The following is a 26,874-nucleotide window of genomic DNA, read 5'->3' as shown; positions in this document are numbered from 1 at the left end:
CTCCTATAATGATTGTAACTTTTGAGCAGTAGCCACTAGACCATCCCCCCAATCTTTTTCGTAAAATATCCGCTGAATAAACTTGAAAGGGTAAAATATATTCTCGTTTAATCTACTGAGGAGTTTTTGAATGTGTTGGGGCCTTGAAAAACTGCTGCGTGTACTCCTCTCTGTAGGCGTAAGTTTTAAATAGCTATTCTCATTAGAGATTAGTAAATTTGATATGATTCTGGTGATTTCAGTTAGAGGAAATCCGTAATTAATTAAGGAGATATTTTTGTATCCTGCTTCCTTGAGAATATTAATTAATTCCTGTCGCTCATAGCGGCGAATATGGCCAACGACCTCATCGGACTTTCCGAATTTCTTGGTGTGTGCGGGTACAGTTATTAAAATTCTACCTCCTGGTTTAAGATATTTTGTCCAATGCTTTAAGGCTTCTCCATCATCGTCAATATGTTCTAAAACCTCGAAAGCAAATAGGTAATCGAATGTATTGGGAGTAAGAAAATTTAAATCATCTAAAACATTGATATACCCTTGGAAGGTAGTTAAATTCTCTCTTAGTCGATTCCTGCTTTCTTGGCCCAAATCATAACAACTACCGTAGAAACCACGTTCTAAAAATTTTACCGTCATGTAACCGGTTCCAGCGCCTACTTCAAGAAAATAACCTGGTATCCAGGAATGTGTTAAATCTTCAATACAGCTTTCTCTTAGAACGAGTTTAGGTTGCTTATTTCTCATGAGTATTCTTAATAGGCTACTTAGGAAAGGGAGAGGGCAACATATTTTGCAATAAAGTATTGTATTGCTGTGTAATCGTTTCCCAACTCAAGCGCTGCGAAAGTCGTAGGCGCAGGCATTCGGCACGGTATCGGGCATCATCCGGCCGTTTGAGGGTGATGATGATACGTTTTGCCAGCATCCCAATATCAGCAGGCGCGACGCACATATCCATTTCTTCTGCTTCAAACAGGTCAGACATAGCCTCCAGATTACCGGTTATTGCGGGACAACCGCAAGCAATTGCCTCCATCAAGGTAACGGGTAAACCCTCCTGATCACCGGATCTAGCACGAATGAAAGGCGCAACGAAGACAGCCGCACGCCGATAAAGAACTGGAAGTTCCGTTTGCGCTAGCGCGCCGATAAAATTGACTTTGTGTGCAATACCTAGTGCAGTAGCTTGGGCACGCCGTTCGCTTTCTTCTGGCCCGAAACCTACAATCGTCAAAGACACTGAAGGATGATTGGCGATGATCTCCGGCATGGCAGCAAGTAGATAACGTAACCCTTTTTTTTCCACTAAACGCCCAACAAATAGAATCTCATCATATGAGCGAGGCTGATTGGATGAGGGAGTAAAGCGTTGGTTGATATCAACTCCCATGGGTAGTACATTAATTTTGTCAAGAGGTGCTCCGAGGGCTGCTAATTCTGTTGTCATCGCATGACTCACCGCCGTTAAGGCAGCAGCTTTCTGAACAGCAATGCTTTTAAGAAATTTTAGTGGCCAAGCACGCAGAGCAAACAGATCAGCGCCATGGGACGTCGCTAGAAAAGGTGGGGTCTGCCGGTTCAGCAGACTGAGCAATGCCACCACTAAACCTTGCGGTAGCAGCCAGTGGGCATGAATTAAGTCGGGTCTCCAACGATTAATCTCGCGCCAAGTCCGCCAAAGTAGCCCGAATAAAAAAGGTGGCACTAGTAACCATTTCAACGGCTGCTGCTTTAAGTTATTAATGATACCGCCATCGTTTACCAAAGTTTCCAGTGAATCCGGCGCGTAGCGATAACGTATTACTTGGACCCCTTCGAAATTTTCATGCACTGCCGTGCCTGCCGTGTGTGGGCAGAGCACCCTTACTTGAAATTGATCAGTGAGTCTTTTTGATAGTTCGTGGATAAAACCCGGCTCGTGGTCTCCAAGCCATCTTGGGTAACTAGATGATAAAACAAGTAATTTTTTATCTGGAATCATACGCCTCTCTAATTTTTTAGTGATTGATCTGATTTTGGAGCCAGAGGCATTGATGAGCTTTATCCGCCGTCTGGGAAGGGTTGAGCATATCTTTCTGTAGGATATTACGCAATCGAACAATTTCTTGCTTGTAGGTGTCACGTTGTCGATCAAGCGCGCTATCAGGTTGAACGTCTAACACTTCCTTGAGATGATCCAATATATCCATTGCTTGCTGATAGTAACCGCGAGTCGCAAGGAGGCTAACGATATATAAGCCGGTTTGTACCCTTCTGTAATGTGATAAGGCTTCTTTAAAATAGGGGTAAGCTTTATTCCCATCGCATTGATCTAACAATAATAGTGCTTGTAAATAATAAGTGTAGCGATGAGCTACAGAAACCCGCCCCTTGAGATCATCGCGCAATCCACTTAACAGAGACATCATGATCGCGCTGTGCTCAGGTAGGGGCGCATTTGTATTCAAAGTATCGACCAAATGTTCTAGGGCGCGCAGCATCTGTGCATCGAATGGCTGTTGTCGCAAGCGGTTGGCAAGTTCAGTAAATTCACTAGTATTGAGGACACCTAGATTAGCTTTGAGAGAGAGATAGCTACTGGTAAGGAGTGAGCTATCAGGGATCTTTCGCAAAGCTTGTTCCATGCGCACATAAGCTTCAGACGGCTTACCCATTTGTAACAAGGCTTGGACCGCTGAACTTTGAGCACGAGGTGAAAGCGGGTTCATTTCTGCCCATACTAGCATCAGTTGATTCTCATTACCCCAGAGACGCGCGCCCTGCCAGGTTGCAATGGCATAAGTACCATATATAAAAATAGCTGCTAGAGTGCCGAGCGCTAGTTTGTGTCGTTCATTTAGCGCCATGAGCGCAGATCCAATGGGTAAGAACAGAAATATAGCTGGTAAATAATTGCGATGTTCAAAATAGAGCTCAAGTGCTATAGTCGTCGACTCAAGCAAATGTCCGGCTAAGAAAAATAATATAGACAGGCTCACCAATGGCCAGCGCTGTCGTACTAACCATCCAACTATAGTTAAGATAATCAGTCCTAATAACGCGGTCAGTGTTGTCCAAGGAGTAGAAAATCCCTTCGAAACGACAATGCCATCTTGATAGAGGCCGCGAGTTTGAATATGTGGGATGAATAGGTGGAATAGATAGTCCCAAAGTATTCTAGGCTCGGTTAGCAGCCGCTCTAATAAGGAAAAATTTCGGGTTGGGATCGGGCTTGCAATATGACTAAGCGGGGTAGCTAGATAAGCAATGATAACTAGCGCAGGTAATCCTAAAAATACTATAGTCCAACGCCAGTTTGGAGCAGGTGTTTTCCAGTGAAAAGCTAGCGTTAGCTCAATGACTAGAATAAGCAATGGCAATAGCACACCATTTTCTTTGCTAAAGACTGCTAAAAATGTTCCTAATCCCACACTAAAGCTAATAGTGATATACCCGAGATATGGTCGGGTAGATAGCCAGCTTCGCCCTTGTAAGTAACCCCAAATACCTAGAATGGAAAATAGGGCAGCAAGCTGTGTCATCCGTTGTATGACATACAGCGTTGTTGAAACTAGAAATGGATTGAGTAGCCACAGGGTTGTAGCGATCAGCGCGATCCAATTAGCTTCATGCCAGGATCGGCTGATGGAAACTAGGAGTTTGCGAATTGTTGAAAAAAGAATAACGCTAATAAGAAGATGAATTAAGAGATTAGTTTGCTTAAATGGTTCAGGATCAGCTGGCCAGTCATTGGTATTCAGAAGGAAGCTGAGTAGAGAAATAGGACGTCCTGTTGGACCAGAAAATCCACTGGAGATATAGGCTTGAAAAAGCTCCCAGTTTTTAATCGGGCCGAGTGCGCCAATTTTTTCTAAATTAGGAAAATCATCAAATAAGAAGGGCCCTTTCAATCCTGGTGTGTAAATTAAGAAAGCTAGGATCCAGCTGGTAGCCAGTAAAATACTAATGACGACTATGTGTGTTTTTCTTGCCATCTATAAAAATCCGACGACAAAAAGCCTGGCCGAAGCCAGGCTTTTCTGGTTAAGCTAACTGACAGTAATTAACGGCGGCAAGAAGAAGGCAAGTATTTGGAATCAACTGTGCCACCTTTGCATACCCAGTCAATGCTGCCAACATTCGAGACAGGGCTTAGCAGAAGAGTTTTAGGCTTGAGCTTAGTGTTCGCATCGGGGCCATCGTAAGTTACGGTAATCAAACCATTAAGGATAGCAACACTACTCACGTATTTGCTCTTAATATCGGTAGCATCAGCCACGCCAGCGGCAGGATTATCAGCCGGATAAGTGCCTTTGGTCATCTTGTATTCGCTTACAGCGGTTTTTCCGCCAGAGGCTAGGCTCATACCATCCGAAACTTGTGCGCGAATCGTATAATCCTGATATGCCGGAATCGCGATGGCAGCCAGGATGCCGATGATCGCTACGACGATCATGAGTTCAATCAGGGTGAAGCCTTTTTGGAACTTATTCATTGCCAACTCCTTATTTTTGATAAGATAACCGCTTTGGTTTGGGAATCATCGGGGATCACTTTGCGATCCCTTCGAGGTTAAGGATTGCAGAAGTCGTGCCAATACAAGGATTATAAAATAATTTATTAATAACTTTTTGAAAAATATTAATAAAATAATTTTTTAGGTTTTTTTGTTCAACAAGTTAAAGATCTTAAATGGCTTAAATGATTTTTTTTAGTGACATAAATTGAGCGTGCATGACAAAAAATGTCAGTCCAAGGTTGCTTGGATAAGTAACTTTTACTGCTGTAGTAGGGGGTTACGATAATTGACATTTTTGGGAAGAACCTGCATCGCTATGACGCAGATAAAGCTTTCAGATTTGAGAGAGGAGTTTGGGATCATTTAGGATGCCAAACCACGCTTGGTTAAGGTAGCTAACTGCAAAACTCACCGCAGCACATGGCGATTCCGGCCCGCCAAGAGATGGCTGGGGGCTATCCTGCTATTCCAGCCCCAGCTTTTTCAGCCGATAACGTAAAGCCCGAAAGCTAATCCCCAGTTTTTCAGCGGCAGCGGTCTTGTTATAGCGAGTCGCTTCCAGAGCGCGGAGGATAGCGGCTCTTTCCAAGCCCTCCAGATAACCTTCCAGATCGCTGACAACGGGAGTCATCGGCTGGGTTTTTGCCTCATCCGCATGACGTAGGGGCATAACCGGCTTTGCGGGTTCAGCGCGTGGCGGCGGATGGTCAATAGACGGTGGAGCGGCGCGAACCACGGGGGACGATAGTGCACTGGTCGGTGCCGGTAGCAGCAAATCTTCCGGTTGGATGACTCCGTTCTCGCAGAGTGTGAACGCCCGCTCCAAAATATTTTCCAGCTCACGGATATTGCCCGGAAAAGTATGGCGTTGCAGCGCTTCCAGTGCGGAAGGCGTGACCCCTAGTTTGGGTGCTCCTGGTTGCTGGCTCAGCCGCTCGAAGGTGGCCGCGACCAATTCAGGAATATCTTCCGGGTGTTCACGCAAGCTGGGCATCTGTAACTCAATGACATTTAAACGGTAGAATAAATCCTGGCGGAAAGCCCCATTACGCACCAGAGCCGCTAGGTTTTTGTGGGTCGCACTGAGAATCCGCACATCAATGGCAATTTCGGATGGGGCACCGACCGGCCGCACCGCTCGCTCCTGGATGGCTCGCAACAGCTTCACTTGCATGTGCATTGGTAATTCGGCCACTTCATCCAGAAACAACGTACCGCCGCGAGCGACCTGAAATAAGCCGCTTTTATCCTGCGTGGCGCCGGTAAAACTGCCCTTTTTATAGCCGAACAACTCGCTTTCCATCAGTTGTTCGGGAATTGCGCCGCAATTCACAGGCACGAAAGGCTTGTCAGCGCGCGGCCCCGACAGATGAACAAGCCGAGCGGCCACCTCCTTACCCGTGCCGGATTCGCCAGTGATCAGGATCGGGGCTTGGCTACGGGCCAGTTTGGCGATCAGCGCCCGAACATCCTGCATCGCCACGGAATGACCGAGTAACACAGGTTGCCGCAGATCGCCGGAGCGGCTGTCGCTGGGGCGGTTTTCACCGGCGCGCGTTTCGCTACCTCGATTCAGGCGCAGGGCGGTTGCTACGATGTCACGCAGCGTTGAAAGCTCAAAGGGTTTGGAAATGAAATCGAACGCGCCCAATTTCAGGGCTTCCACCGCGCTTTCGACATTGCCATGGGCGGTGATCACCGCGACGGGCAATGCCGCGTGATGTTTTTGAATATGCGCGACCAGCTCCAGACCGTTACCGTCGGGCAGATGCAAGTCGGTAATGCAGAAACTGAGGGGTTGGCGTTTAAGCAAAGCCCGTGCTTCATCCAGGGTTTCGGCCAAAAAACATGTCACCCCCAGCGGTGCCAGAGTCAGTTCAATCAATTCGCGGATATCGGCTTCATCGTCCACGATCAGGGCGTTGCGGTCGTCCATAAATCCATCTCGGTAGCTGAACTCGCGGAAGCGAAGGTGATACGGAAACAGCTACCACCTTCAGCAATAGCTAAATATTGTAAATGGGCGCGGTTGGCTTCGCACAGTTCGCGTGCCAGATAAAGCCCGAGGCCAGTGCCTTTCGAGCGGGTAGTAAAAAACGGTTCGAATAGCTTTTCAATATTTTCTGGCCTGACGCCAGGACCTGCGTCGCGTACATCCAGAAACGGCCGGCCACGTTCTGCTTCTAGGCCGGCATTCAAAGTAATTATCGGGCTTTGGCCGGGCTGGCTGCCGTACTGGCACGCATTAGCGCAGAGATTCCAAAGCACTTGCCGTAACTGGTGGGGGTCGAACATGATCTCCAGATCGGCGGGATCAACGGTTGATTGCCAAGTAGGCGTTACTCCTTCCGGTCCGTGCCGAAACTCCCGAACAAACGTCGCGAGCCAAGGCTCAAGCCCCAGTCGCTCTGACCGTACCCGATCTCGCCGGGCAAGATCAAGCACATCGTTGATGATGCGGTTAGCGCGCTGGACGTTGTCATGGACAATTTGGCCGAGCCGGCGGTTGCCGGTACTGGCATCAGTAGATTCCTGTAAAAGTTGGGCGGCGTGACTGATGGCTGCGAGCGGGTTACGGATTTCATGGGCGATACCCGCCGTCAAGCGGCCTAAAGCGGCTAGCTTGATCTGCTGGAGCCGCTCGGCGGCCTGTTCAGAATCCTCTAACATAATCAATGTATTCGCTTCATTACTACCACCAAGATGAGCGAAACGTGGGATCAGTTCCGGTCGATGCTCGACCGCTCGGAACACTGGAATATCGCCAGCATTGGCGCGCCAAGCTTGCAACTGCCGATACAGCGGTGGCGATAGCTCCCCTAAGGGTACGGGGGGTTGTGCCCAACGGCAATCCAACAATTCTCGTGCGGTGTCGTTCAACAATTGCACTTGGTCGGCTCGGTCTACCACCACCACACCACTCTGTAAACGCTGAATAATACCCTGGTTCAACTCGGCGATTTCCACTAGCTCCCAGGTGCGCCGTCGCGCGAGGGCCTCGCTACGGCGTGCCCGTTCCGCCAGAGCATGGCTCAGGCCAGCCGCAATGAACAAGGCGGCCCCTAAAACCCCCAACCGCACCAGATCGTCGGAGACGCCCAGCCAAGAAGGAATATCGAACCCACCATCAGGCAGGCGAAACCCTTGCCCTGTCCGGTCGCTGGCTTGCCATTGCGTGATGGCCCAGGAGCCGGCCAATAGAAAAAATCCCACTGCGGCGGACAGCAAGGCCGAACTCAGTGGTAACAGGATGCTGCTGGCGGCAATAGCGGTAATCATCAAGTTATTCAGACTACTGGCTAGGCCCCCAGAGGTATGGATCATCAGCGTTAGCGCTATCAAGTCCCCCAGCATCTGTACATGGGCCTGGATCATCAGTGCTGGTCGTCGCCAGTAGCTGCCGGCGATGCCTGCCAACGCCAAGGCCATGTAAGCAAGGACAGTCGTGAGAAAAAGTGAAGGATTTTGCTTGCCGAACAGGCGGTTTTGCTCACCCAGGGCCAATGCCGTTAATAGGACGATAGCCAGGGTTACTCGGTAAACATTAGCGACCCGGAAAGCTCGCCACCGATGGCGACGATCCAGATGAAGCTCGGCGGATAGACCAGCGGAATACTCAGCGGCGGCCATAGCGAGGCAAGAGGAAGGGATTTTTCTGAAAGGGTTATGATCAGCTATAATTGTAACTCCATCGGCGCCCGAATGGGCCGGCCGTCACCGATTTTAAGGCGGGCGTGAACGATGAGAGATTTCGGGGTACAATCACAACCTCACTGAAAAAGGGGGATGTAATCCGCATGAACCTGCACGAATACCAAGCAAAAGAACTCCTACAGCAATTCGGCGTGGCGATACCCCGCGGCATTAAGGTCACTTCCCAGCAGGAAGCGGTCGAAGCGGCCAAGCAAATTGGCGGCCCACTTTGGGTGGTCAAGGCCCAGGTTCACGCGGGCGGTCGCGGTAAGGCGGGTGGCGTCAAGCTGGCGCGCAGCCTGCAAGATGTCGAGGATATCTCCGGCAAGCTGCTGGGATCGACCCTGGTGACCAAGCAAACCGGCGCGGATGGTGTCAAAGTTCACGCCCTGCTGATTCAAGACGGGGTGGACATCACCAAGGAATATTATCTGAGTGCGCTGGTGGATCGCAGCAAGAAGCGCGTGATCCTGATCGGCTCCTCGGAAGGCGGCATGGACATCGAAGAAGTTGCCGCCAAGACGCCCGAGAAGATTCTGACCATTACCGTCGATCCGGTCGCTGGCATTCAGCCGTACCAAGCGCGCGATCTGGGTTTCCGCATGGGCATGGAAAAGAAGCAGGTTGATCAACTGGTTAAAGTTTTGAGCGGGGTTTATAACCTGTTCACGCAAAAGGATTGCAGCATGGTCGAGATCAATCCGCTGATCGTGACTACCGACGGTCAGGTGATGGCGCTGGACGCCAAGGTCAGCCTGGACGACAACGCCCTCTACCGGCACAAGGACACCGCCGAGATGCGCGATCCCACCCAGGAAGACGAGCGCGAGCATATTGCCCACGAAATCGGCCTCAATTACGTGGCGCTGGACGGCAGTATCGGCTGCATGGTCAACGGCGCTGGCCTGGCGATGGCGACTATGGACGTCATCAAACTGCAAGGCGGCGAACCAGCCAACTTCCTGGATGTGGGCGGCGGTGCCACCGCTGAGCGTGTCGCTCGCGCCTTCAAACTGATTCTGTCTTCGTCCAAGGTCAAGGCGATTCTGGTCAATATCTTCGGCGGCATCGTCCGCTGCGACACCATCGCCGAAGGCATTATCGCCGCCGTCAAGGAAGTGGGGCTGACCCTGCCCGTGGTGGTGCGCCTGCAAGGCACCAACGTGGAAGCGGGCCGTGAGATGCTGGCCAAATCGGGCATGAACATCATGGCCGCCGACGATCTCACCGATGCCGCCAAAAAGGCGGTAGCCGCCGTCAAGTAATCGGCGCATTCGGTTTCCACGATTTAGAGAGAACGAGACGACCATGAGCATTCTGATCAACAAAGACACCAAGGTCATCTGCCAGGGCTTCACCGGCTCGCAGGGCACCTTCCACTCTGAACAGTCCATCGCTTACGGTACCAATCTGGTCGGCGGCATCAGCCCCGGTAAGGGCGGCACCAAGCATTTGGACAAGCCGGTGTTCAACACCGTGCGCGAAGCGGTCGAGGCCACCGGGGCCGAGGCCAGTATGATCTACGTGCCGGCGGCCTTCGCCGGTGACGCGATTTTGGAAGCGGCTGAGGCTGGTATTAAGGTTATCGCCTGTATCACCGAGGGCATTCCGGTCACGGACATGCTGAAAGTGAAAGCGGTGTTGATGAACAACTATCCCAACACCTATCTGATCGGCCCCAACTGTCCGGGTGTGATCACCCCCGGCGGCTGCAAGATGGGCATCATGCCCGGCCATATCCACAAGCCTGGCAAAATCGGCATCGTCTCCCGCTCCGGCACCCTAACTTATGAGGCAGTCGATCAGACCACCCGCGCCGGGCTGGGGCAATCGACCTGCGTTGGCATCGGCGGCGACCCGATTCACGGCATGAGCTTTATCGATGTCATCACCCTGTTCAAGGACGACCCGCAGACTGAAGGCATCGTGATGGTCGGTGAAATCGGCGGCAGCGCCGAGGAAGAAGCGGCTGATTACATCAAAGCCAATGTCAAAAAGCCGGTGGTGGCCTACATCGCCGGCGTCACCGCACCTCCCGGCAAGCGTATGGGCCATGCGGGCGCGATCATCATGGGTGGCAAGGGTACGGCGGCTGACAAGTTCGCGGCGCTGGAAGCGGCGGGCGCGACTATCGTCCGTTCTCCGGCCGATATCGGCGCGGCGATGAAGAAGTTCTTCCCGTAATCGTCGGATTCCTGTCCGAGTTTACAGCCAATCGGGGGCGCGAAAGCGCCCCTTTTGCTATCTGCAAGCCTTAATGTTGGTTTATTGACCGACAGTCGCCGAGGAGATCGCCGTCCGCCATGATCGCTCCCGCTACCCCTTTTCGGGTCGTGATGGCCCAGTTGAATTTCCTGGTCGGCGATATCGCCGGTAACACCGACAAAATCATCGCCGCCGCGCTGGCGGCGCGCGACCGGTTGCAGGCCGATCTGATCGTTTTTCCCGAACTGGCGCTCACCGGCTATCCGCCGGAAGATTTGCTGTTGCGTCCTGGCTTTATCGCTCAGGTCGAACCGGCGCTACAGCGGCTGCGCCAAGCGATGCCAGGCATCGCCGCCGTGATCGGTTGCCCCAATAGGACATCGGCAGGGTTGCGTAATGCGGCTGTGCTGCTGGACGATGGCGCGATCCAGGCGACTTACTGCAAGCAACTACTGCCGAACTACAGCGTGTTCGACGAGAAACGCTATTTTATCGCCGGGACCGAGCCGGGCATCGCAACGGTTAAAGGCGTTCGGGTCGGCATGACGGTTTGCGAAGATGCCTGGCAGCCTGACCCGATGGCGCAAGCCACCCAGGCTGGGGCACAATTGTTGGTGAACCTCAACGCCTCGCCCTACCACGCTGGTAAAGGCAATCAACGGCTGGATGTGCTGCGCCAGCGGGTCGCGGAGAACGGCGTTCCCATCGTTTACGTTAACCTGCTCGGTGGCCAGGACGAATTGGTGTTCGACGGCGGGTCGATGGTGGTCGGTGCGGACGGTACGTTGATCCAACGAGCGCCTTTCTTTGCAGAAGGTCTCTATCCAGTCGATTTTCAGCACACTGAGACCGGTCTGGTGCCCGTTCAGGGGCCAATTGCCGCCGAGCCGGGTTTGGAAGAAGGCATCTATCAAGCCTTAGTGCTGGGCGTGCGCGATTACGTGCAGAAAAACGGTTTTCCCGGCGTGGTGCTGGGTTTATCCGGCGGTATCGACTCGGCGCTGACCCTGGCCATCGCGGTGGATGCTTTGGGTGCGGAGCGGGTCGAGGCGGTGTCGATGCCCTCGCGCTACACCGCCGATATGAGTAATACCGATGCCGAATTGGAAGCCAACGCCTTGGGCGTTAACTATTACACGCTGCCCATCGAGCCGACCTTTCAAGCCTTCTTGCAGGTGTTGCAGCCGGTGTTTGCCGGGTTGCCGCCGGGTATCGCCGAGGAGAATATCCAAGCCCGCTGCCGCGGTGTGTTGCTGATGGCGATTTCCAACAAGACCGGCAAGATGGTGTTGACCACCGGCAACAAGAGCGAAACGGCGGTCGGCTATTCCACATTGTACGGTGACATGGCGGGCGGTTTCGCGCCGATTAAGGATGTGCTGAAAACGATGGTGTATCGACTGTCGGCCTATCGCAACAGCCTGTCGCCGGTGATTCCGCAACGGGTAATCGACCGGCCGCCGTCAGCGGAATTGCGGCCGGATCAAACCGATCAGGACAGCCTGCCGCCCTACGATGTATTGGACGCCATTCTTCACGGCTACGTGGAGCAAGACCGCTCGGTTGAGGAATTGATCGCGGCAGGGTTTGATCGGGCGACGGTGGAGCGGGTGGCGCGGCTGGTGATCGTCAATGAATACAAGCGCCGTCAGGCGGCGCCTGGCGTACGCATTACGCCGCGCGCGTTTGGCCGCGACCGCCGCTATCCGATCACTTCAGGGTTTCGGCGCTAACGGGCTAGCTCAGAGGTGAGGTGAGGCTGAATCTCTTGTAGCAACGCTTTGAATAGTTTCGGATTACCGGCAACGATATTGCCCGTTTGCATAAAGTCGTTGCCGCCGCCGAAGTCGCTAACCAGCCCGCCTGCTTCTTGTACCAACAAAGCGCCGCCCGCGATATCCCACGGTTTTAAGCCAATCTCCCAAAACGCATCTAAGCGGCCGCAAGCGACATAAGCTAGATCCAGCGACGCGGCCCCAGCCCGGCGAATCTCCATGCACTTACCGAACAGGCCACTGAACATGTTGAGGTAAGCCGGCTGATGGGTGGGATGGCGGAACGGAAATCCGGTGCCTAAGAGCGAGTTTTCCAGCGCGTTGACGCCGCTGACCCGGATGCGCCGGTCGTTCATCTGCGCGCTGCCACCGCGTGCAGCGGTAAACATCTCTTGCCGGATTGGATCGTAAATCAGGGCCGCTTCCAGACGGTTTTTATGGCGCAAAGCGATGGAAACAGCGAAGTGCGGAATGCCGTGCAGGAAATTCGTGGTGCCGTCTAATGGGTCGATGACCCATTGATACTCTTCTTGTCCCGGTTGGGCACCGCTCTCCTCGGCGAGGATGGCGTGATTGGGATAACTCTTGCGCAAGGTTTGGATGATCTCTTGCTCGGCTTGCAGATCGGCGTCGCTAACGAAGTCATTGCGCTGTTTAGCGGTGACATTGAGCCGTTCGAGGTGATCGAAATGGCGAAGCAGGATGCGGCCGGCGCTGAGAGCGGCACGCTGAGCTATCGTTAAAACTGGGTTCATGGCGGTTCGGGTGATGTGCGGAACAGGGGCCGGGGTGTCCGGTGCGAGCGCGTCATGATAGCAGACTAAAACCCGCTCGGCGGCTAGCGGAATTCCTGGAATGGCTGGGTATCGATGATTTGACAGATTCTTAAAAAATTAAAATTAAACACTGTTCATAAGATTAATTCTCCCCTATAATCCGACTATGCTTTCCCTAAATTGTCACTCATTGGAGGCGAATATGGCTAATCTATTCAAGCGTATCAGCGACGTTATTACCGCTAATCTCAATGATCTGGTAGATCGGGTCGAGGACCCGGAACGGTTGATCAAACAACTCATTCGCGAGATGGAGGAGAACATCAACAGTGCTCGCGAAGGAGTGATTGATGCGGTTGCCAGCGAAAAGCAGTTGGCCAAGGAGCTAGAGAGCCAGCGACGGCAGGCTGAAGAATGGCATGGACGCGCGCGACGCGCAGTGGAATCTGGCAATGAAGCGCTCGCGCGGGAGGCGCTGATGCGCAAGAAAGACCACGATCATATCGTTGCCAATCTGGAGATGTCTTGGGAATCGGCACGGCGGACTAGCGAACGTCTCAAAACCCAATTACGGGCGCTGGAGATGAAGCTAGAAGAAGCACGATTGAAAAAAGGCAGCTTGGTCGCTCGGCAGCGGGCGGCGCAAGCGCGTGAACAGATGGATTACGTCCGCGACCGCTTCCAGACCGGCCTTGATCTCAACAATTCGTTCGGTCGGATGGCAGATAAGGTGAGCGAAATGGAATCGGTGATGGAAGCACGCGAAGAGCTATACGGAGAGTACAGCCAAATCGAACGGGAGTTCCTGAAGATGGAAACCCATACTGAAGTGGAGCTAGAACTTGCTGCGCTCAAGCAGCAAGTGACCCGCAAGGAATGAGCGGGCGCTGCGGGGTGACGGGTTCATCTGTGGAGTAAAGAGCGATCATGGAATTAGTCTTCTTGATAGTACTGCTTGGAGCCTGGCTGATTTCACCGATCATCCTATTGATCGCTTTGGTCATCGCGCGTCGTCAGGTCCGGTTATTACGCGACGGATTAGCGGAGCCGTCCAGGCCGATAGAAGCGTCACCACCGCTTGAGCGGTCGCCGCCAATTCTCGATTTGGCCGGCGGTGATTCGCGCTATGGGCCGGTCGATATGGAAAATCTGGTGCTGTTACGGCTGGAGTTAAACCGGTTGCTCGATTCGGGCGCCTTGGCTTCAGCCCAGCACCAGCAACTCGCCAGCGGATTGGATCGGCTTTGGCAACGGCATCTGGGAGAAAGTGGAGTACAGGCAGAGGATGCCAACTGGCAGCGGCGGCGGCTAGCGGCGTGGCGGTTGCTAGCACAAGGAGCCGAAACGCCGCCAGGATTGCCGCCCTGGTCGCCGGCCACCGTAGCGGCTGTCCCGGATCTTCAGAAGAGAGCCGCTCCAGAGCATGTCACCGATGAAGAACCCTTGCCGGTGACGATACCGCCGTTGCCAGCCTGGACGGTCGCTCCGTCGGCTGCGGCCTCGCCGGTGCCCCCTGCTATTCCGGCTGGCCCAAGTGATGCCGAAGAATCGGCTAAGCGACCGATAGCGCGTCCCGTGGTGGAGGCGGCGCTACCTGCTGGGCGAGTGGTCAAGGACATGACCGCACTGGACGCCACCGCTTGGCGGCCTGCGCCACCAAGTCCCCTGGAAAAGGCATTGCAGGCCATGTCTGGTTGGCCGAAGCTGATTGCGCCGTTTCTAGCGCAGAACGTCGGCTGGTTCGTGGGCGGCTTCTGTTTTATCGCCGGTGCGTTGTTCTTGATCGCTAACACCTCCGGCTTTCTTAACGCACTGGTGGTCTTCGCCAGTTTATTCGTTGCGAGTGCTTTCCTGCTGTGGGCCGGTTATCAGTTCCGACGCAAGCGCCCGGAACTGGCGGTTGCCGGCAATATGTTGGTGACGCTTGGGATGCTATTAGCACCCTTGGTGCTGGGAATGTCCACGCGCTTGGTGGTTACAGGCCACGGTGATGCACTACCGATGACCGTCGGTTTGGTGCTGGCGATGGGGACATTAGTGGCCTTTGCTTGGGCGGCCAATCTGGCCGCTGCCCTGATCGACCGAGTGTTGCAGGGCCGTTATGCCCGGCTCTTGACCGCATTGGTGGCGGTGCAACTGGCCGCGCCACTGGCTGGATTCGTGCCTGACTGGCGAGTCTTGATGGTGCTGCACGCTCTCTTGTTAGGACTACTTGGTTACGGTTTATGGATTTTTGCCAGCGAGTGGTTGCGGCGCTTATTCGTGGATCGTCGGCTGACTACGTATTACGCCGTTGGGATGCTGGCTTATACCGCTATCGTGTCATTTGTGCATTTGACCTGGCTGTGGCCTGACGCTTTGCCGGTGGGCTATACGGGGCCATTCCTGATGGCACTGTGCGGTCTGCTCTGTCCGGTGGACGCCGCTCTTAAGGAGTGGGTCAACAAATATGCGTTCCTGTCCCGCTTCACCTTTGTCCTCTACGGCTTATCAGCGGTAGCTATCGCGATAGCCTTTCAGTCCACGCTGCCGCTGTTGCTGACACTCGCTTTGGGGGTGTTGTTATACGGTTGGATGGCGTGGCGCTATCGAACGTTACCGCCGTTGTATCTTCTATTTGGCTGTACGGTGGGGCTGTATGGATCGGCTCTACTGCATTGGCTGCCACCGGCTTGGCACGGTTTAGCCGGAGCGCCAGGGTTGCTGGCGCTATTGCTGTTAGGCCGCTGGGCAGGCCCCCGTTGGCCGCTCATGGCCCAGCAGTGTATAGCAGCTTTTGCGGTGCTTCTGGTCGGGCTGATGGCCTGGAGTTTGCCGCACAATGCGCCGGGTTGGTTGGGTTTCACGACGGCTGCTTTGGCGGCGGGACTCGCCTATCTCGCTACTCAGTGGCTGTTGCCGTCGTCGGAAGTTCATACCCGTTGGCGCTATGCCGGTTACGGGGTCGCAGGATTGGCAGCGGTCGCCATCGGGTATCTACCGGATCTGTTCGGCCTGGATTGGGCCATGCAGACCTCTTACGGCTGGCTGGCCCTGGCGGGATTATGGGCCGCATTGGGCTTGCACGCTCCCCGACAATCGCCTGAGAACCGCCGCGTGTGGGTTACGAGCGCGCTGGCGACGGTGGCCTTAGCGCTCTTGCTGATGGGCTTGGCCTTGTGGCCTGCGCTGTTTGGCCGCCTGGAGCCGATCCTGCTACTCATTTTGGCGGGTGCGCTGCTGTTATGGCTGAGCTTAAGTTTGCACCGGCAAGCGTTGTTCTATGGGGTGCTGGCTTGCATCGCCGGTGCTGGGTTGTTGGTCAAGCGGGGTTATTTCCCAGAACCAGGCACTGGGATTATCGAGTTTATTTTGGTGGCGGCGCTATGGGTCATTTTATGGCGTTTGGCCTGGAGGTTGCGGGTGCGCCGCATGTTAGCTGCGGAGGATCTCGACAATCCCTCGGTTGAATCGCTGTCGGAATCTGCGGAATTATCCGTTACCACTTTAATCCGCCAACCGCTGGAACAGGCGATGGCGCTGCTCTGGGCCGTTGGTCTGGTGCAGCTTGGCTTGGCTTTGCTAAATCGTGGCCTTGCAGCGCGTTGGCCGGTGACTGTGGGGTTAGGGGTAGTGACTGGTCTGCTACTGATCGGCTATTTCCGGTTGTTCCGTTGGGCGGCGCTGCCCTTCGTGCTGGGCTTAGTAGGGTTGCTGGTTGGGTTAGAGCGCATGGGGTTTACCTTGCCCTGGCTGGCGACGGTCGCTGTTCTCTACGTCTTGCTCGTCTGGCGCGTGGCGGTGGTGATGCTGGCACAGCCTGCGATTGAGCGATTGGTGCAGGTGCTTGATTTTACGGTTCCCGGTGGCGCTGATGGACGGCGGCAGGTGGAAGAAAGCCTGTTTGGCTTTGCCCTGCTGGTGGCGGCGCTGTTGGTGGCGGCCAGCCCAGGATTGACGTTTTTGGGCTTGCCGGCTCTGGCGTTATTGCCCGCGCTGGTGCTCGCTGGGTTGCTATTCCTGGTTGGCAGTTGGCATTACCGCTCAGCGCGTTATGCCTATGCGGTGTTGATCACCCTGACAGTGATCGGCTGGTTGTTGGAGGCTGACTGGACCTCTCCCAGTTGGCTGGGCTTGGGCCAACCGCTGGTCAATGCCTTATTGAGCGCCGGTATGGCGCTGGTCGGGCTAGGGCTGGAGTCAGAAAAAGCCGTGCCACTGGCCTATTGGCGGTTGCCTGTCCAGCGGTCGAGCACGCTGCTGTATCTATTGGCGTTGGCCGGCGCGCTGCTGGCGGGTTTGCTGGGTGATATTCGCTTGCCGATTTTGCTGGCATTACTCTGCGTTGCCCTGTTGCCGGTGGCGCGGCCATGGCCAAACGCTGCCGCCTGGCGCGGTTTTGGCCTGGCGCTGCTGTCGAGCGCCTTGGCCTGGAGTTTGGCCGGCTGGGGCGATTTCAGTCGGTTAACGGAAGTCTGGCTGGTGGTGGGCTGGGGCTACGCGCTTTGGTTTGACGGTAATCTGCTGTTGCCACGTTGGAATGCCCGCCACCCAGGATGGGCGGTTGCGCCCGATATCTGGCCGCTTTTGGGGTTAGTTTGCGTGCTGGGTGGCGGTGTGTTCGGTGTAATGGCCGGGGTTTTGTCCCCTGCCGTGGGGTTGGTAGCGGTTGCGCTCTATTTATTTCTGGTGTTGAGAAATACCGCTTGGCCAGGGATGGCTTGGTTAGCGGTCGGGACGCTGACCGCCGTCGGCTTGTTCGCTGGTGCTGATCTGGCGTGGTGGAGTTCCGCTGCTGACATCTCTGGCTTGAGCCAGGTTTTGGTCAGAGTAGTGGTTGCCTTGCTCTGGCTCAATGGTATTTTTTTCCTGGGCGCACTTTGGCAGCGCCACGGGCAAAGGTGGGCGCACGGGCTGGGTTGGCGGCAAGCTAATCTGGCCGGCCCTTTATTTTGGCTACCCTTTGCCGTCTTTGTGTTGCTGTTAGTGCGCTTAGGCTGGCTAGAGTGTGGATTGTTTTGGCGTTGGGCCTTGCCGGAACCGGCCCTGTGGGGATTGATCGCGGCAACTTTATTGTTAACTGCGACGGCAGGCCACGCCTTCCATCTCCGGCCAAAAACGTTGCAAGCGCATGGCGTGTTGCTGGCCTTGGTCCTGCTGTTGGCCGCCATTTTTCTAAAATTGGCACTGCCATTGCCTTGGATGCCGCTCGTGCTGGCCTGCTGGAATGGTGCTTTGTTATTGGCGTGGCATTATCGAGCAGATCGCTGGCTGGTTTGGCGGTCGGCTTTGGGGCACTGGTTGGCTGTGTTGCCCGCGCTCATTCTCGCCTTATTGTGGACCCTAACCGGTTTCGAGTGGGGCAGTATTACGGCAACTCTAGGGGTGCTATCGGTGGTGGTGCTGGCGCAGGGCTGGTGGCAGAGCGAAGCGGCCCGCTTGAAATTGGGCTTAGTGCTGGGCTTGGCTGCCAGCTATACAGCGTGGTTGATCGGTACGACGGGGTTGCCGGTTAGAGTGTTAGGTGCTCTCACACCTTGGTACGCCTTACAGACAGTATTTCTGATGTTGATCTTGATGTCTGTGCAATCACGCTTGACGGCTTGGTTAAGCGATCAGATCGCGAGGGTGAATGAAGGGATCAGCGGGCGGCTGTACGAGGTCGAGCAGGCATTGCAGGAAGCGTTGCCCTGGTTATTGACGCTGACGCTGCTCTGGCTCGGTGCCCATGTCGGCGCCAGGTTGGCTTATGAAACGGGTTGGGGAGCGGTAGCCTGGAATTTTGACCCAAGCGCCAATTCCCTGCCGGCAGGGATGACCATGCTCTTGCTGGTGGGGTTAGCGGGAGTTCGAGCCTGGCGTCAGCCGAATGAAGCCCGCTGGATTTATGCAACGGCCTTATTGCTGGGCTTGCTGGGAGCTTACGGGCGCCTGGTGTGGTTCGGCCTGGCGCCGTTGATGGTCGGCGATACTGTCCTTCTCCTGGCTGCCGCTTATACCGCCTTTCTACTGCACCAATGGACTGCATCCCGACCTCTGTACCGGCTGGCGTTGCTGTTGCCTTTGCTGGCGCTGATGACCGTTCCGTGGCAACTCGCCTCGGCGTGGACCGGTGGGGCCTTGTTGGCAGTGGCCGTGTTGTATTTGTCGTTGGCTGGCACGCTGCGTAATCCGCTGCCGCTGTATTTAGGGGTTTTGGCCCTCAATGGCGCAGTCTATTTGTGGGCGCCGCTGTGGGCGGGCCGTTATGGCTTGTGGCAGTTTTACCTCATCCCGGCGGCGGTTTCGGTGCTGGTGCTCTTGCACCTGCACCGGCGGGAGTTGCGACCCAAGGTGTTGAGCACCGCACGCCTGGCAGCTTTGAGCGCCCTGTACGCCGGGGCGGGACTGGATGTATTTTTGCGGCCGGAACTGTGGGTATTTGTGTTGGCGCTGGCACTGGCGCTGGCTGGTGTAATTTTAGGTATCGCCTTGCGCGTGCGGGCTTTTCTTTATGCAGGCGTGGCGTTTCTGGTGCTGAACGTGCTGGGGCAGTTGCTCCGCTTTTACCCGGATCAAGGTTTGAGCCGAGCGCTGATCTTGATCGGCTTGGGCGCCTTGATCACGGTCGGAATGGTGCTGTTCAACCTCAAGCGAGAGGAAATCATGCAACGGATTCGAATCGTGCGCGCTGATTTGGCGGCATGGGAATAAGCCGAGCGGCTAACCGATAGTGATCTGCTATGGCGGTGAAACTGGCGCGGGTTGGCAAAAATCCCGCGCCCTTCTGGCCAGGGGTCAAACACTAAAGCTTTCGCCGCAGCCACACATCGCCTTGGCGTTAGGGTTGTTAAAGCGAAAGCCCTCATTCAAGCCCTGTTTGGCGTAGTCCACTTCCATGCCTTCGAGATAAGGCAGGTTTTTGGTGCTCACCACGATTTTGACACCTTGGGATTCGAAAATCTGATCGTCCGGTTCAATGGCCTCGGCCAGAGCGACGGTATACATGTAGCCCGAACAGCCGGTGTTACGCACGCCCAGCCGCAAGCCTTGGGCTTGCCCTTTTTGGGCGAGATGATCGCGGGCGCGAGCGGCCGCTTTTTCGGTCAGAGTGATTGTCATAAGGTTTTTCCTCTCAAGCGGTTAAGGTGATGCAGTCGGTTCCGGGTCAACGCACGCCGAATTCTTGGCGGCGAAGGCCCGCAACGCTGACTTGAGCGCAGTTTCCGCCAGTACTGCACAGTACAGTTTTTCCGGCGGTATCTCCAAGCGTTCGACCAGCGTATGGTGACGGAAGTGCCCGGCTTCGACCATAGTCTGGTTTTGGAGGAGTTCGGTCAGTAGCGAGCCACAGGCGATCAGCCAGCCACAGCCGTAAGCCTGAAACAGAGCCTGGTTGATCACATTTTGCTCGTTGATCTGTAAATGCAGTCGTAACACAGCGCCGCTGACCGGCTCACCTACCTGGACCTCGACTGTATTGGGTTGGTCAGTTGCCGGACCGCCGACATTGCGCGGCCGCTCGAAATGCGCCCACGCGGCGGCGCTCAATTCCCGCATGATGATCTTTTCCTCAGACCGGCGCTTTATCGGTGGGTGCGGTGGTGGTTGTGCCACCGTCGGAGGTCTTGTGCCAGCCGTTCTGGCTGGCGGCCGAATGCAGCTCGCACCCTTTCAGTTCGGCTGCGAGGCACAGATGACCAGGATCAATACCGGCGTTGCGCAGTGCTTGACAGAGTTGGCGGATGGTTGAATCGAGCGATTGGATATGATCCAGCATCCGATTGATGGCGTGTGCTTCCGGGTCGGGCAAGTCTGGGGTGGCACCGTAGGCATCAAAACCCAGCTTGCGAGCGATTTCACGGCGCACGTCGGCTTCAGGTTCACCGGCTTCCACCACTCGACCAGGGACGCCCACTACGGTGGCGCTGGCTGGCACTTCCTTGATGACGACAGAGTTCGAGCCGATACGGGCGTTATCGCCGACCTTAAACGGCCCCAGCACCTTGGCGCCCGCACCGATCACCACATTGTTGCCGAGGGTGGGATGGCGCTTGCCTTTGTTCCAGCTCGTGCCACCGAGAGTGACACCTTGATAGAGTGTGCAGTCGTCGCCGATTTCGGTGGTTTCCCCAATCACCACACCCATACCGTGGTCGATAAAGAAGCGCCGGCCGATCTTGGCACCGGGATGAATTTCGATCCCGGTCAGCCAGCGAGCGATGGCGGAGAGGAAACGGGCCAACCATTTCCAGCCCAGATTCCAGAGCGCGTGATGGACCCGGTGCAATAGCACGGCGTGAATGCCGGGGTACGCAGTGAGAATTTCAAAGACCGTGCGCGCAGCCGGATCACGGTCGAACACACAAGTGATATCTTCGCGGAGACGTTGCCAAAACCGCATAGCCAATTCATCCAGATAGCTGAAGTAAAAAAACCGCTCGTCCCAGGCGGGGTGGGGCGAGAATTATAGCAGCGGCTCGTGGTCTGGTTGTTCTGTGGTATTAACGAAACCGCACCCCATGGTGGGTAAAAAGGCGTGGAAAACCGACAAAATTGGTTTCTAACGCCACCCGGCCTAAGATTGTGAGCGGAGAGACGATAACCGTGCTCCTGGAGCAGGTGCTTCGGGTCACTGAATAATAATTTGAATAATTGAACGAGTGTGGAGGGTAGCCAGAATGAAGCCGTGGATCAATGAAGATATTTTTAAAAGTTGGACCCAGGCGCAGAAACGCTTATGGAATAGCTTGTGCTCGGCGGTGCCGTTTCAGCCGCCGGCGGGGGTCGAAGCATGGCGGGAAACCTATCTGAAAAATCTGGATGTCTGGGAAGCAGCCGTCAGGCGAACCCTGTCACAAGAAGCCAGTTGGGTCCAACGCTGGGTAGAACAGGTCGCTCAGGAAAAAGGTGCGCCCGAATTAATGACGGCTTGGGTCCGGCAGATGGAAGAAGTCCTCCAGCGCTGGGTACAAACCCAAAACCAGTGGTGGGATGAATACTTCATGGTTTTGCGGCGCGGCAGCCGGTTCATGGACCCCGATCAGGCCGGGGTGGGATCGATCTCTGTAGCCCCACCGCGTGCGGAAATCGAACCGGACAAGGCAATCAAACCGGTCGCAGTTAAAGCAGCCGCAGCCGTTGCCCCCGCTGAGAATAAGCCGATCCCACCTGTCGCACCGGCTGAACCCAGGCCGGTCCGGCCCGTCGCGCCGGCTGACATCCTGACTGAAACACCATCGGCCTCTGTGTCCGCTGAACTTGAACCTGATGATTTGAAATTGATTTCTGGCGTTGGCCCTGCCTTGGAGAAGAAATTGCACGCCCAAGGGATTAACACCTTTCGTCAACTGGCGAATTTGGCAGAGGCTGACATCGATCAACTGGAAGCCGCCATCAAAGCAACGGGCCGCATTCGTCGGGATGACTGGATCGGCCAAGCCAAAGCCCAACATGGGCAAAAATACCAAGAACAGGTTTAAACATCTTTTCTAACCGGGCTTGGTGCCCGCGTGATCGGGAGCAGATTTGCCGATGTCGGTACACACCATCGCTGCCGTGTTGGGCGGCAAAACCCCATTGGGCCAAGAGATCACCGTGCAAGGTTGGGTGCGGACCCGGCGTGATTCCAAGGCGGGCCTGTCGTTCGTGACGCTGCATGACGGTTCCAGCTTCGAGCCGTTGCAGATCATTGCTCCCGCTGAATTGCCCAACTATCAAGGTGAGGTGCTCCATCTGACCGCCGGGTGTGCGCTGCGCGTGACCGGCGAACTGATCGCCTCATCCGGCAAAGGGCAAACGGTGGAGTTGCGGGCTGCTCGGATCGAGGTTGTGGGGTGGGTCGAAGATCCCGAAACCTACCCCATCGCCCCGAAAGCGCACAGTTTCGAGTATCTGCGCAGCGTAGCCCACCTGCGGCCACGCACCAACAGCATCGGCGCTGTGGCGCGGGTGCGTCATTGCCTGGCCCAGGCGATTCATCGCTTCTTGCACGAAAACGGTTATTTTTGGGTACATACACCGATCATCACGGCCAGCGACTGCGAGGGTGCCGGTGCCTTGTTTCGGGTCAGTACGCTCGATCTGGTCAATCCACCACGCACGCCGGAGGGTGGCATCGATTTTAGTCAGGATTTCTTTGGCCGCGAGACATTCCTGACCGTTTCTGGGCAGCTCAATGTTGAAGCTTATTGTCTGGCGCTGTCCAAAGTTTACACTTTTGGCCCGACATTTCGCGCCGAGAATTCCAACACCAGCCGCCACCTGGCCGAGTTTTGGATGATTGAACCAGAAACTGCGTTCGCGGATTTGTACGCCAACGCCGATTTGGCTGAGGCGCTGTTGAAAGAGATTTTTCGCGTGGTGTTGTCTGAGCGTGCTGACGATATGGCTTTTTTTGCTCAGCGGATCGATAAGACGTGTATTCAGCGTCTGGAGCAGGTGGTCAATTCACCCTTCGAACGTCTTGATTACAGTGAAGCCATCGGTATTTTGGAGCGCTCGGTTCAATCTTTCGCGTTTCCGGTACGCTGGGGTATGGACCTACAGTCCGAGCATGAGCGCTATCTGGCGGAGGATTATGTGAAAGGGCCGTTGGTGCTGATCAATTATCCAAAAGAGATCAAAAGCTTTTACATGCGCTTGAATGATGATGGTCGCACCGTGGCAGCAATGGATGTGCTGGTGCCGGGTATCGGTGAGATTATCGGTGGTAGTCAACGCGAGGAGCGCCTGGATCTATTGGATGCACGACTTGATGAGTCGGGGATGGACAAAATGGCGTATAATTGGTACAGAGATTTGCGCCGTTACGGCAGTGTGCCCCATGCCGGATTCGGGCTGGGGTTTGAACGGACCATCAGCTATGTAACCGGTATGAGTAACGTGAGAGATGTCATTCCATTCCCGCGCACCCCTCGCGGCGCGGACTATTAGCGGTTTGCGCCGCGTTACTGCTCAGGTGTTGCCATGATCGATACCGCCACGCCAACTGTGCCCTTCCAGAGCGACGCGCGCCCCGCCAATGCACTGGCATCAGGTTGCCGATTGGACGAATACCGTATCGATACCATCTTGGGGGCGGGCGGGTTCGGCGTTACCTACAAGGCGTGGGATACCTTGTTAGAGACCTGGGTCGCCATCAAGGAATACTTTCCGGTGGAATGGTCTTTCCGCGACGCCGACGGTGTGACCGTTCATTCCAATGCCCAGGGAGGTAATACCGGCGGCAACGGCCAGATGTCCGAGTATCTCTGGGGTCTGGAACGCTTTTTAGACGAAGCACGAGTTTTGGCGCGGGTCCAACACCCGTTTGTGGTCCGGGTGAAGCGGTATTTCCGGGCGCACGGTACAGCCTATATCGTTATGGATTACGAGGAAGGGGAGTCGCTGAATGCGGTTTTACAAGATAGCGACACTTTAAGCGAAGATGAATTGCGTGGGTTGTTGGAAGACGTGTTGCCGGCGCTCCAGGCGGTGCATGAACAGGGTTTTCTGCACCGCGATATCAAGCCCTCCAATCTGTACGTGCGGGCCAGTGACCACCGCGTGATCTTGATCGATTTCGGTGCCGCGCGCGAGGCTGTGGGCCGTCACAGCAAAAATATCATCAGCTTGGTCACGCCGGGCTATTCGCCGCCGGAGCAATATGCCGCCCGCAATGATCGTCACGGACCCTGGAGCGATATCTACGCTTTGGGGGCGGTGTTGTATCGCTGCGTCACCGGCGATCCACCGGTGGAAGCGGCTGAAAGGCTGTTGGATGACTCAATGGAGCCGGCGGCGCGCGCGTGTGCCGGTCGTTACAGCGCCGGTTTGCTGAGGATGATTGACCGGGCGTTGGCAGTTCGCCCTGAACATCGGTTTAATACCGTGGCGGAGATGCAAGCCGCCTTGAACGAATCGCTGGTTAACGAACAGGATGCTGACGATACCCTGATTCTTGGGCCGTTGGCGCGGCCTAGTAACAAATCGACCCAGCCAACTTTATCCGTGTTACCGGCGACGGAATCGTTGCTCGCCACTGAAAGCGTGATGCTGGATGACGACGATTTGCGGCTGTTACCGCCTCTTGAAACCGAACGTCATGCATCTGAGCAACAGCAGGGGATGTTACAAGAGAGCGGATATGGGGAGCCGCGCGGGTCATCAGATACAGCAGACGGCACTCGCCGCAGATTCTGGCTACCACTGCTCGGTGGTGGGTTGACGCTGGCCATCACAGCGGTAGCCCTGGTGTGGCTGTGGCCTAAAGCTCCACCGGAGCGGCCCCCAGCCGTTGTCCGTTCAAGCCCGGCAACTCCATTACAGCCCACTAAACCAGCGGTCATCGCGGTTGCGCCGCCCTCTCCGAGCATACCGGCGATACCCGCTCCTGATCCTGCGGCGATTAATCCGACTGTGGGGGCATCGACTGCGGCATCGTCGCCATCGATAGCAACGCCTCCAGTATCTCCTTCGCCTAGCCTGGCGGTTCAGCCTGCGTCGGCACCTGAACCCGTGCCGCCGGCATTGCCCACACCGACGCCCTCGCCTGGGGTGCCGGCTGCATTGACTGAACCCCCCGTTGTGAAAACGCCAATCAGCGAGCCTGCGGTGGGCGTAGCGCCGACCGAGAGTCCGGGTCCAGAGGTAGCGCCGACTGGAACAAGGGTTGCGCCAGTAGGAGAAAAGGTTGGCGTAAGAGATGGAACGATTGAATCTGAGGCAGTTGCAGCGCCTCCCGCTGGCAATTCTCACAAGCCTGCTCCAGCCGTGACTGGGCGTTCTTCATCGCCAAAATCTGCATCGACCGTCAAACTGGTGGAGGAGCCAGACATCAAGCCAGCCGGTAAAGGCATGGTCGCCGGTAAGGGGAATGCCCGACCGAGCGAGGCTGATACCCCCAAGTCCCGCACGGCTCGCCGGCAGGCAGCCAAAAAACGTAGCCGGACCCAGCCGGTAGGAGTTGCCCACGGAACGGCCGCTCCAGCAAAATCAACTTCTGGCCCGATAGTTGCTAATCCTTGGGAGACGCCCACTTCGACCGGGTTTAACTCAAAATGAAATTCCCTAAGTGGCCGTTTTCCCAACGCGAGCGAACGCCGAAAGTCGTCTTTGCCCCGGCCCGCTTTATTCGGACTGATGCGCTGGAAAAGGATGCACTTCGGTTACGTTCACCGTCGTGCCGAGTGGGTCGGGCTGTTGGAAACGATATTCGTTTCGATAACGATACAGTCTCAGGTCATCATGCAGAGATTTACCATCTTCCAGATGGGACCTTTCAGATTTGTGACCTCGATTCTACCAACGGAACTTGGGTGAACGGCCAACGGATTCGCGCCGTGCTACTGAAAAACGGTGACATTGTGGAATTAGGCGAAGTGCGCCTCTACTTCCGGTCTGAGAAAAACTGAATGGCCATGCGTTTTTGGCTGGAGAACAGAGATGCCCCTCTATCGAAATCTGAATAGTCGAAATCTGAATACAGGATTAGTGCCTCCTTTAGTGGGCGAGCCGACCCGCCGTATCGCCCGCCCCGAGGCAGCGGCCAAGTCATGCTCTAAAACATCCCGCCTCAAGGGGACCTCCAGGGCGCCTTTGACGGGTCTCTCGGCGGCTCCAGCCGTTTCGTCAGGTCCAATCGTAGGCTGGCTTGCGGTCATCGCAGGTCCGGGGCGTGGTCAAGTGCTGGCACTGCACTACGGAGTCAATGATATCGGTCGCAGCGATAAATCGCGGGTCCGGTTGGATTTCGGCGACAGCGCCATCATGCCGGATAGCCACGCAGCCATTATCTATACCGCGCGCTCGCGCCGATTTTATCTGCAATCGCTGACCGCCGAAGTCGAGCTGAATGGCCAACCGGCCCAAGAGTCCTTGGAATTAGCTGGGGGTGCAATATTGCAATTGGCGCAAACCCGATTACGGTTTGTGCCGCTGTGCGGTGCGGACTTCGACTGGCGCGACGACGACTAAGTTGTGGGGG

General features: G+C 55.5%; 20 protein-coding genes. 10 read left to right on the top strand and 10 right to left on the bottom strand.

From position 1 onward, the window contains the following. Positions 1-3 precede the first annotated feature (3 nt). The 6 genes from BN873_RS00280 to BN873_RS00255 all read right to left on the bottom strand — a co-directional run bounded on the left by BN873_RS00280 (position 4) and on the right by BN873_RS00255 (position 8,131). Positions 4-747: a class I SAM-dependent methyltransferase gene (locus BN873_RS00280; protein WP_048669865.1), complete on the bottom strand. Its 744-nt coding sequence runs from the start codon at positions 745-747 to the stop codon at positions 4-6. A 16-nt stretch (positions 748-763) separates the two neighbouring features. Further along, entirely contained in the window at positions 764-1,984 is a 1,221-nt protein-coding gene (locus BN873_RS00275; protein ID WP_048669864.1) for a glycosyltransferase, read from the bottom strand. Between the two features lie 16 nt (positions 1,985-2,000). Next, a complete protein-coding gene (locus tag BN873_RS19975; protein ID WP_139031614.1) occupies positions 2,001-3,977 on the bottom strand; it encodes a tetratricopeptide repeat protein in 1,977 nt (658 codons plus the stop codon). A 68-nt stretch (positions 3,978-4,045) separates the two neighbouring features. Then, on the bottom strand, positions 4,046-4,477 hold the full coding sequence (locus BN873_RS00265; RefSeq protein WP_048669862.1) for a pilin: 432 nt from the start codon (positions 4,475-4,477) through the stop codon (positions 4,046-4,048). Positions 4,478-4,964: 487 nt separating this feature from the next. Further along, on the bottom strand, positions 4,965-6,437 hold the full coding sequence (locus BN873_RS00260) for a sigma-54-dependent transcriptional regulator (protein ID WP_048669861.1): 1,473 nt from the start codon (positions 6,435-6,437) through the stop codon (positions 4,965-4,967). Then, entirely contained in the window at positions 6,416-8,131 is a 1,716-nt protein-coding gene (locus BN873_RS00255) for a sensor histidine kinase (RefSeq protein ID WP_048669859.1), read from the bottom strand. The genes BN873_RS00260 and BN873_RS00255 overlap by 22 nt, the downstream gene beginning before the upstream one ends. 167 nt (positions 8,132-8,298) lie before the next feature. Between BN873_RS00255 and sucC the strand changes: the two genes are divergently transcribed. The 3 genes from sucC to BN873_RS00240 all read left to right on the top strand — a co-directional run bounded on the left by sucC (position 8,299) and on the right by BN873_RS00240 (position 12,132). Next, complete coding sequence (gene sucC, locus BN873_RS00250; protein ID WP_048669858.1) at positions 8,299-9,459, top strand: ADP-forming succinate--CoA ligase subunit beta; 1,161 nt, start codon at positions 8,299-8,301, stop codon at positions 9,457-9,459. A gap of 43 nt (positions 9,460-9,502) precedes the next feature. Next, positions 9,503-10,378 carry a succinate--CoA ligase subunit alpha gene (gene sucD / locus BN873_RS00245; RefSeq protein ID WP_048669857.1) on the top strand — a complete coding sequence of 292 codons (876 nt, stop codon included), beginning with the start codon at positions 9,503-9,505 and terminating at the stop codon, positions 10,376-10,378. Between the two features lie 119 nt (positions 10,379-10,497). Further along, positions 10,498-12,132, top strand: coding sequence for an NAD+ synthase (locus BN873_RS00240; RefSeq protein ID WP_048669856.1), 1,635 nt, complete (start codon positions 10,498-10,500; stop codon positions 12,130-12,132). Here the strand turns inward: BN873_RS00240 and BN873_RS00235 are convergent. Further along, positions 12,129-12,929, bottom strand: a complete 801-nt coding sequence (locus BN873_RS00235; protein ID WP_048669855.1) for an inositol monophosphatase family protein — start codon at positions 12,927-12,929, stop codon at positions 12,129-12,131. The two genes, BN873_RS00240 and BN873_RS00235, sit on opposite strands and share 4 nt — an antisense overlap. A gap of 223 nt (positions 12,930-13,152) precedes the next feature. Between BN873_RS00235 and BN873_RS00230 the strand changes: the two genes are divergently transcribed. Further along, entirely contained in the window at positions 13,153-13,830 is a 678-nt protein-coding gene (locus BN873_RS00230; RefSeq protein WP_048669854.1) for a PspA/IM30 family protein, read from the top strand. A gap of 47 nt (positions 13,831-13,877) precedes the next feature. Beyond that, complete coding sequence (locus BN873_RS00225; RefSeq protein WP_048669853.1) at positions 13,878-19,622, top strand: hypothetical protein; 5,745 nt, start codon at positions 13,878-13,880, stop codon at positions 19,620-19,622. Between the two features lie 84 nt (positions 19,623-19,706). Here BN873_RS00225 and BN873_RS00220 read toward each other — a convergent pair whose 3' ends face one another. The 3 genes from BN873_RS00220 to cysE are packed head-to-tail and all read right to left on the bottom strand — an operon-like array spanning position 19,707 to position 21,312. After that, positions 19,707-20,030 (bottom strand): HesB/IscA family protein, encoded by a 324-nt coding sequence (locus BN873_RS00220; protein ID WP_048669852.1) that lies wholly within the window; start codon positions 20,028-20,030, stop codon positions 19,707-19,709. Between the two features lie 21 nt (positions 20,031-20,051). After that, entirely contained in the window at positions 20,052-20,468 is a 417-nt protein-coding gene (locus BN873_RS00215) for an iron-sulfur cluster scaffold-like protein (RefSeq protein WP_048669851.1), read from the bottom strand. Positions 20,469-20,481: 13 nt separating this feature from the next. Then, complete coding sequence (gene cysE, locus BN873_RS00210) at positions 20,482-21,312, bottom strand: serine O-acetyltransferase (protein ID WP_048669850.1); 831 nt, start codon at positions 21,310-21,312, stop codon at positions 20,482-20,484. Between the two features lie 277 nt (positions 21,313-21,589). Here cysE and BN873_RS00205 point away from each other — a divergent pair, with 277 nt between their 5' ends. The 5 genes from BN873_RS00205 to BN873_RS19970 are packed head-to-tail and all read left to right on the top strand — an operon-like array spanning position 21,590 to position 26,864. Beyond that, the gene (locus BN873_RS00205; protein WP_048669849.1) at positions 21,590-22,390 is read left to right on the top strand and encodes a helix-hairpin-helix domain-containing protein; all 801 of its coding nucleotides are present in this window, start codon (positions 21,590-21,592) and stop codon (positions 22,388-22,390) included. Positions 22,391-22,442: 52 nt separating this feature from the next. Further along, positions 22,443-23,843 (top strand): asparagine--tRNA ligase, encoded by a 1,401-nt coding sequence (asnS, locus tag BN873_RS00200; protein WP_048669848.1) that lies wholly within the window; start codon positions 22,443-22,445, stop codon positions 23,841-23,843. A 33-nt stretch (positions 23,844-23,876) separates the two neighbouring features. After that, positions 23,877-25,952 carry a serine/threonine protein kinase gene (locus BN873_RS00195; protein ID WP_048669847.1) on the top strand — a complete coding sequence of 692 codons (2,076 nt, stop codon included), beginning with the start codon at positions 23,877-23,879 and terminating at the stop codon, positions 25,950-25,952. Then, the gene (locus tag BN873_RS00190) at positions 25,949-26,302 is read left to right on the top strand and encodes an FHA domain-containing protein (protein ID WP_048669846.1); all 354 of its coding nucleotides are present in this window, start codon (positions 25,949-25,951) and stop codon (positions 26,300-26,302) included. Before BN873_RS00195 ends, BN873_RS00190 begins: the two co-directional genes overlap by 4 nt. A 31-nt stretch (positions 26,303-26,333) precedes the next feature. Beyond that, a complete protein-coding gene (locus BN873_RS19970; RefSeq protein WP_139031613.1) occupies positions 26,334-26,864 on the top strand; it encodes an FHA domain-containing protein in 531 nt (176 codons plus the stop codon). The last annotated feature ends 10 nt before the right edge of the window (positions 26,865-26,874 follow it).

Source organism: Candidatus Competibacter denitrificans Run_A_D11 (genome assembly GCF_001051235.1).
GTDB lineage: Bacteria > Pseudomonadota > Gammaproteobacteria > Competibacterales > Competibacteraceae > Competibacter_A > Competibacter_A denitrificans.
The sequence above is the reverse complement of the archived record's forward strand: the minus strand, read 5'-3'. Positions and strand labels throughout refer to the sequence as shown.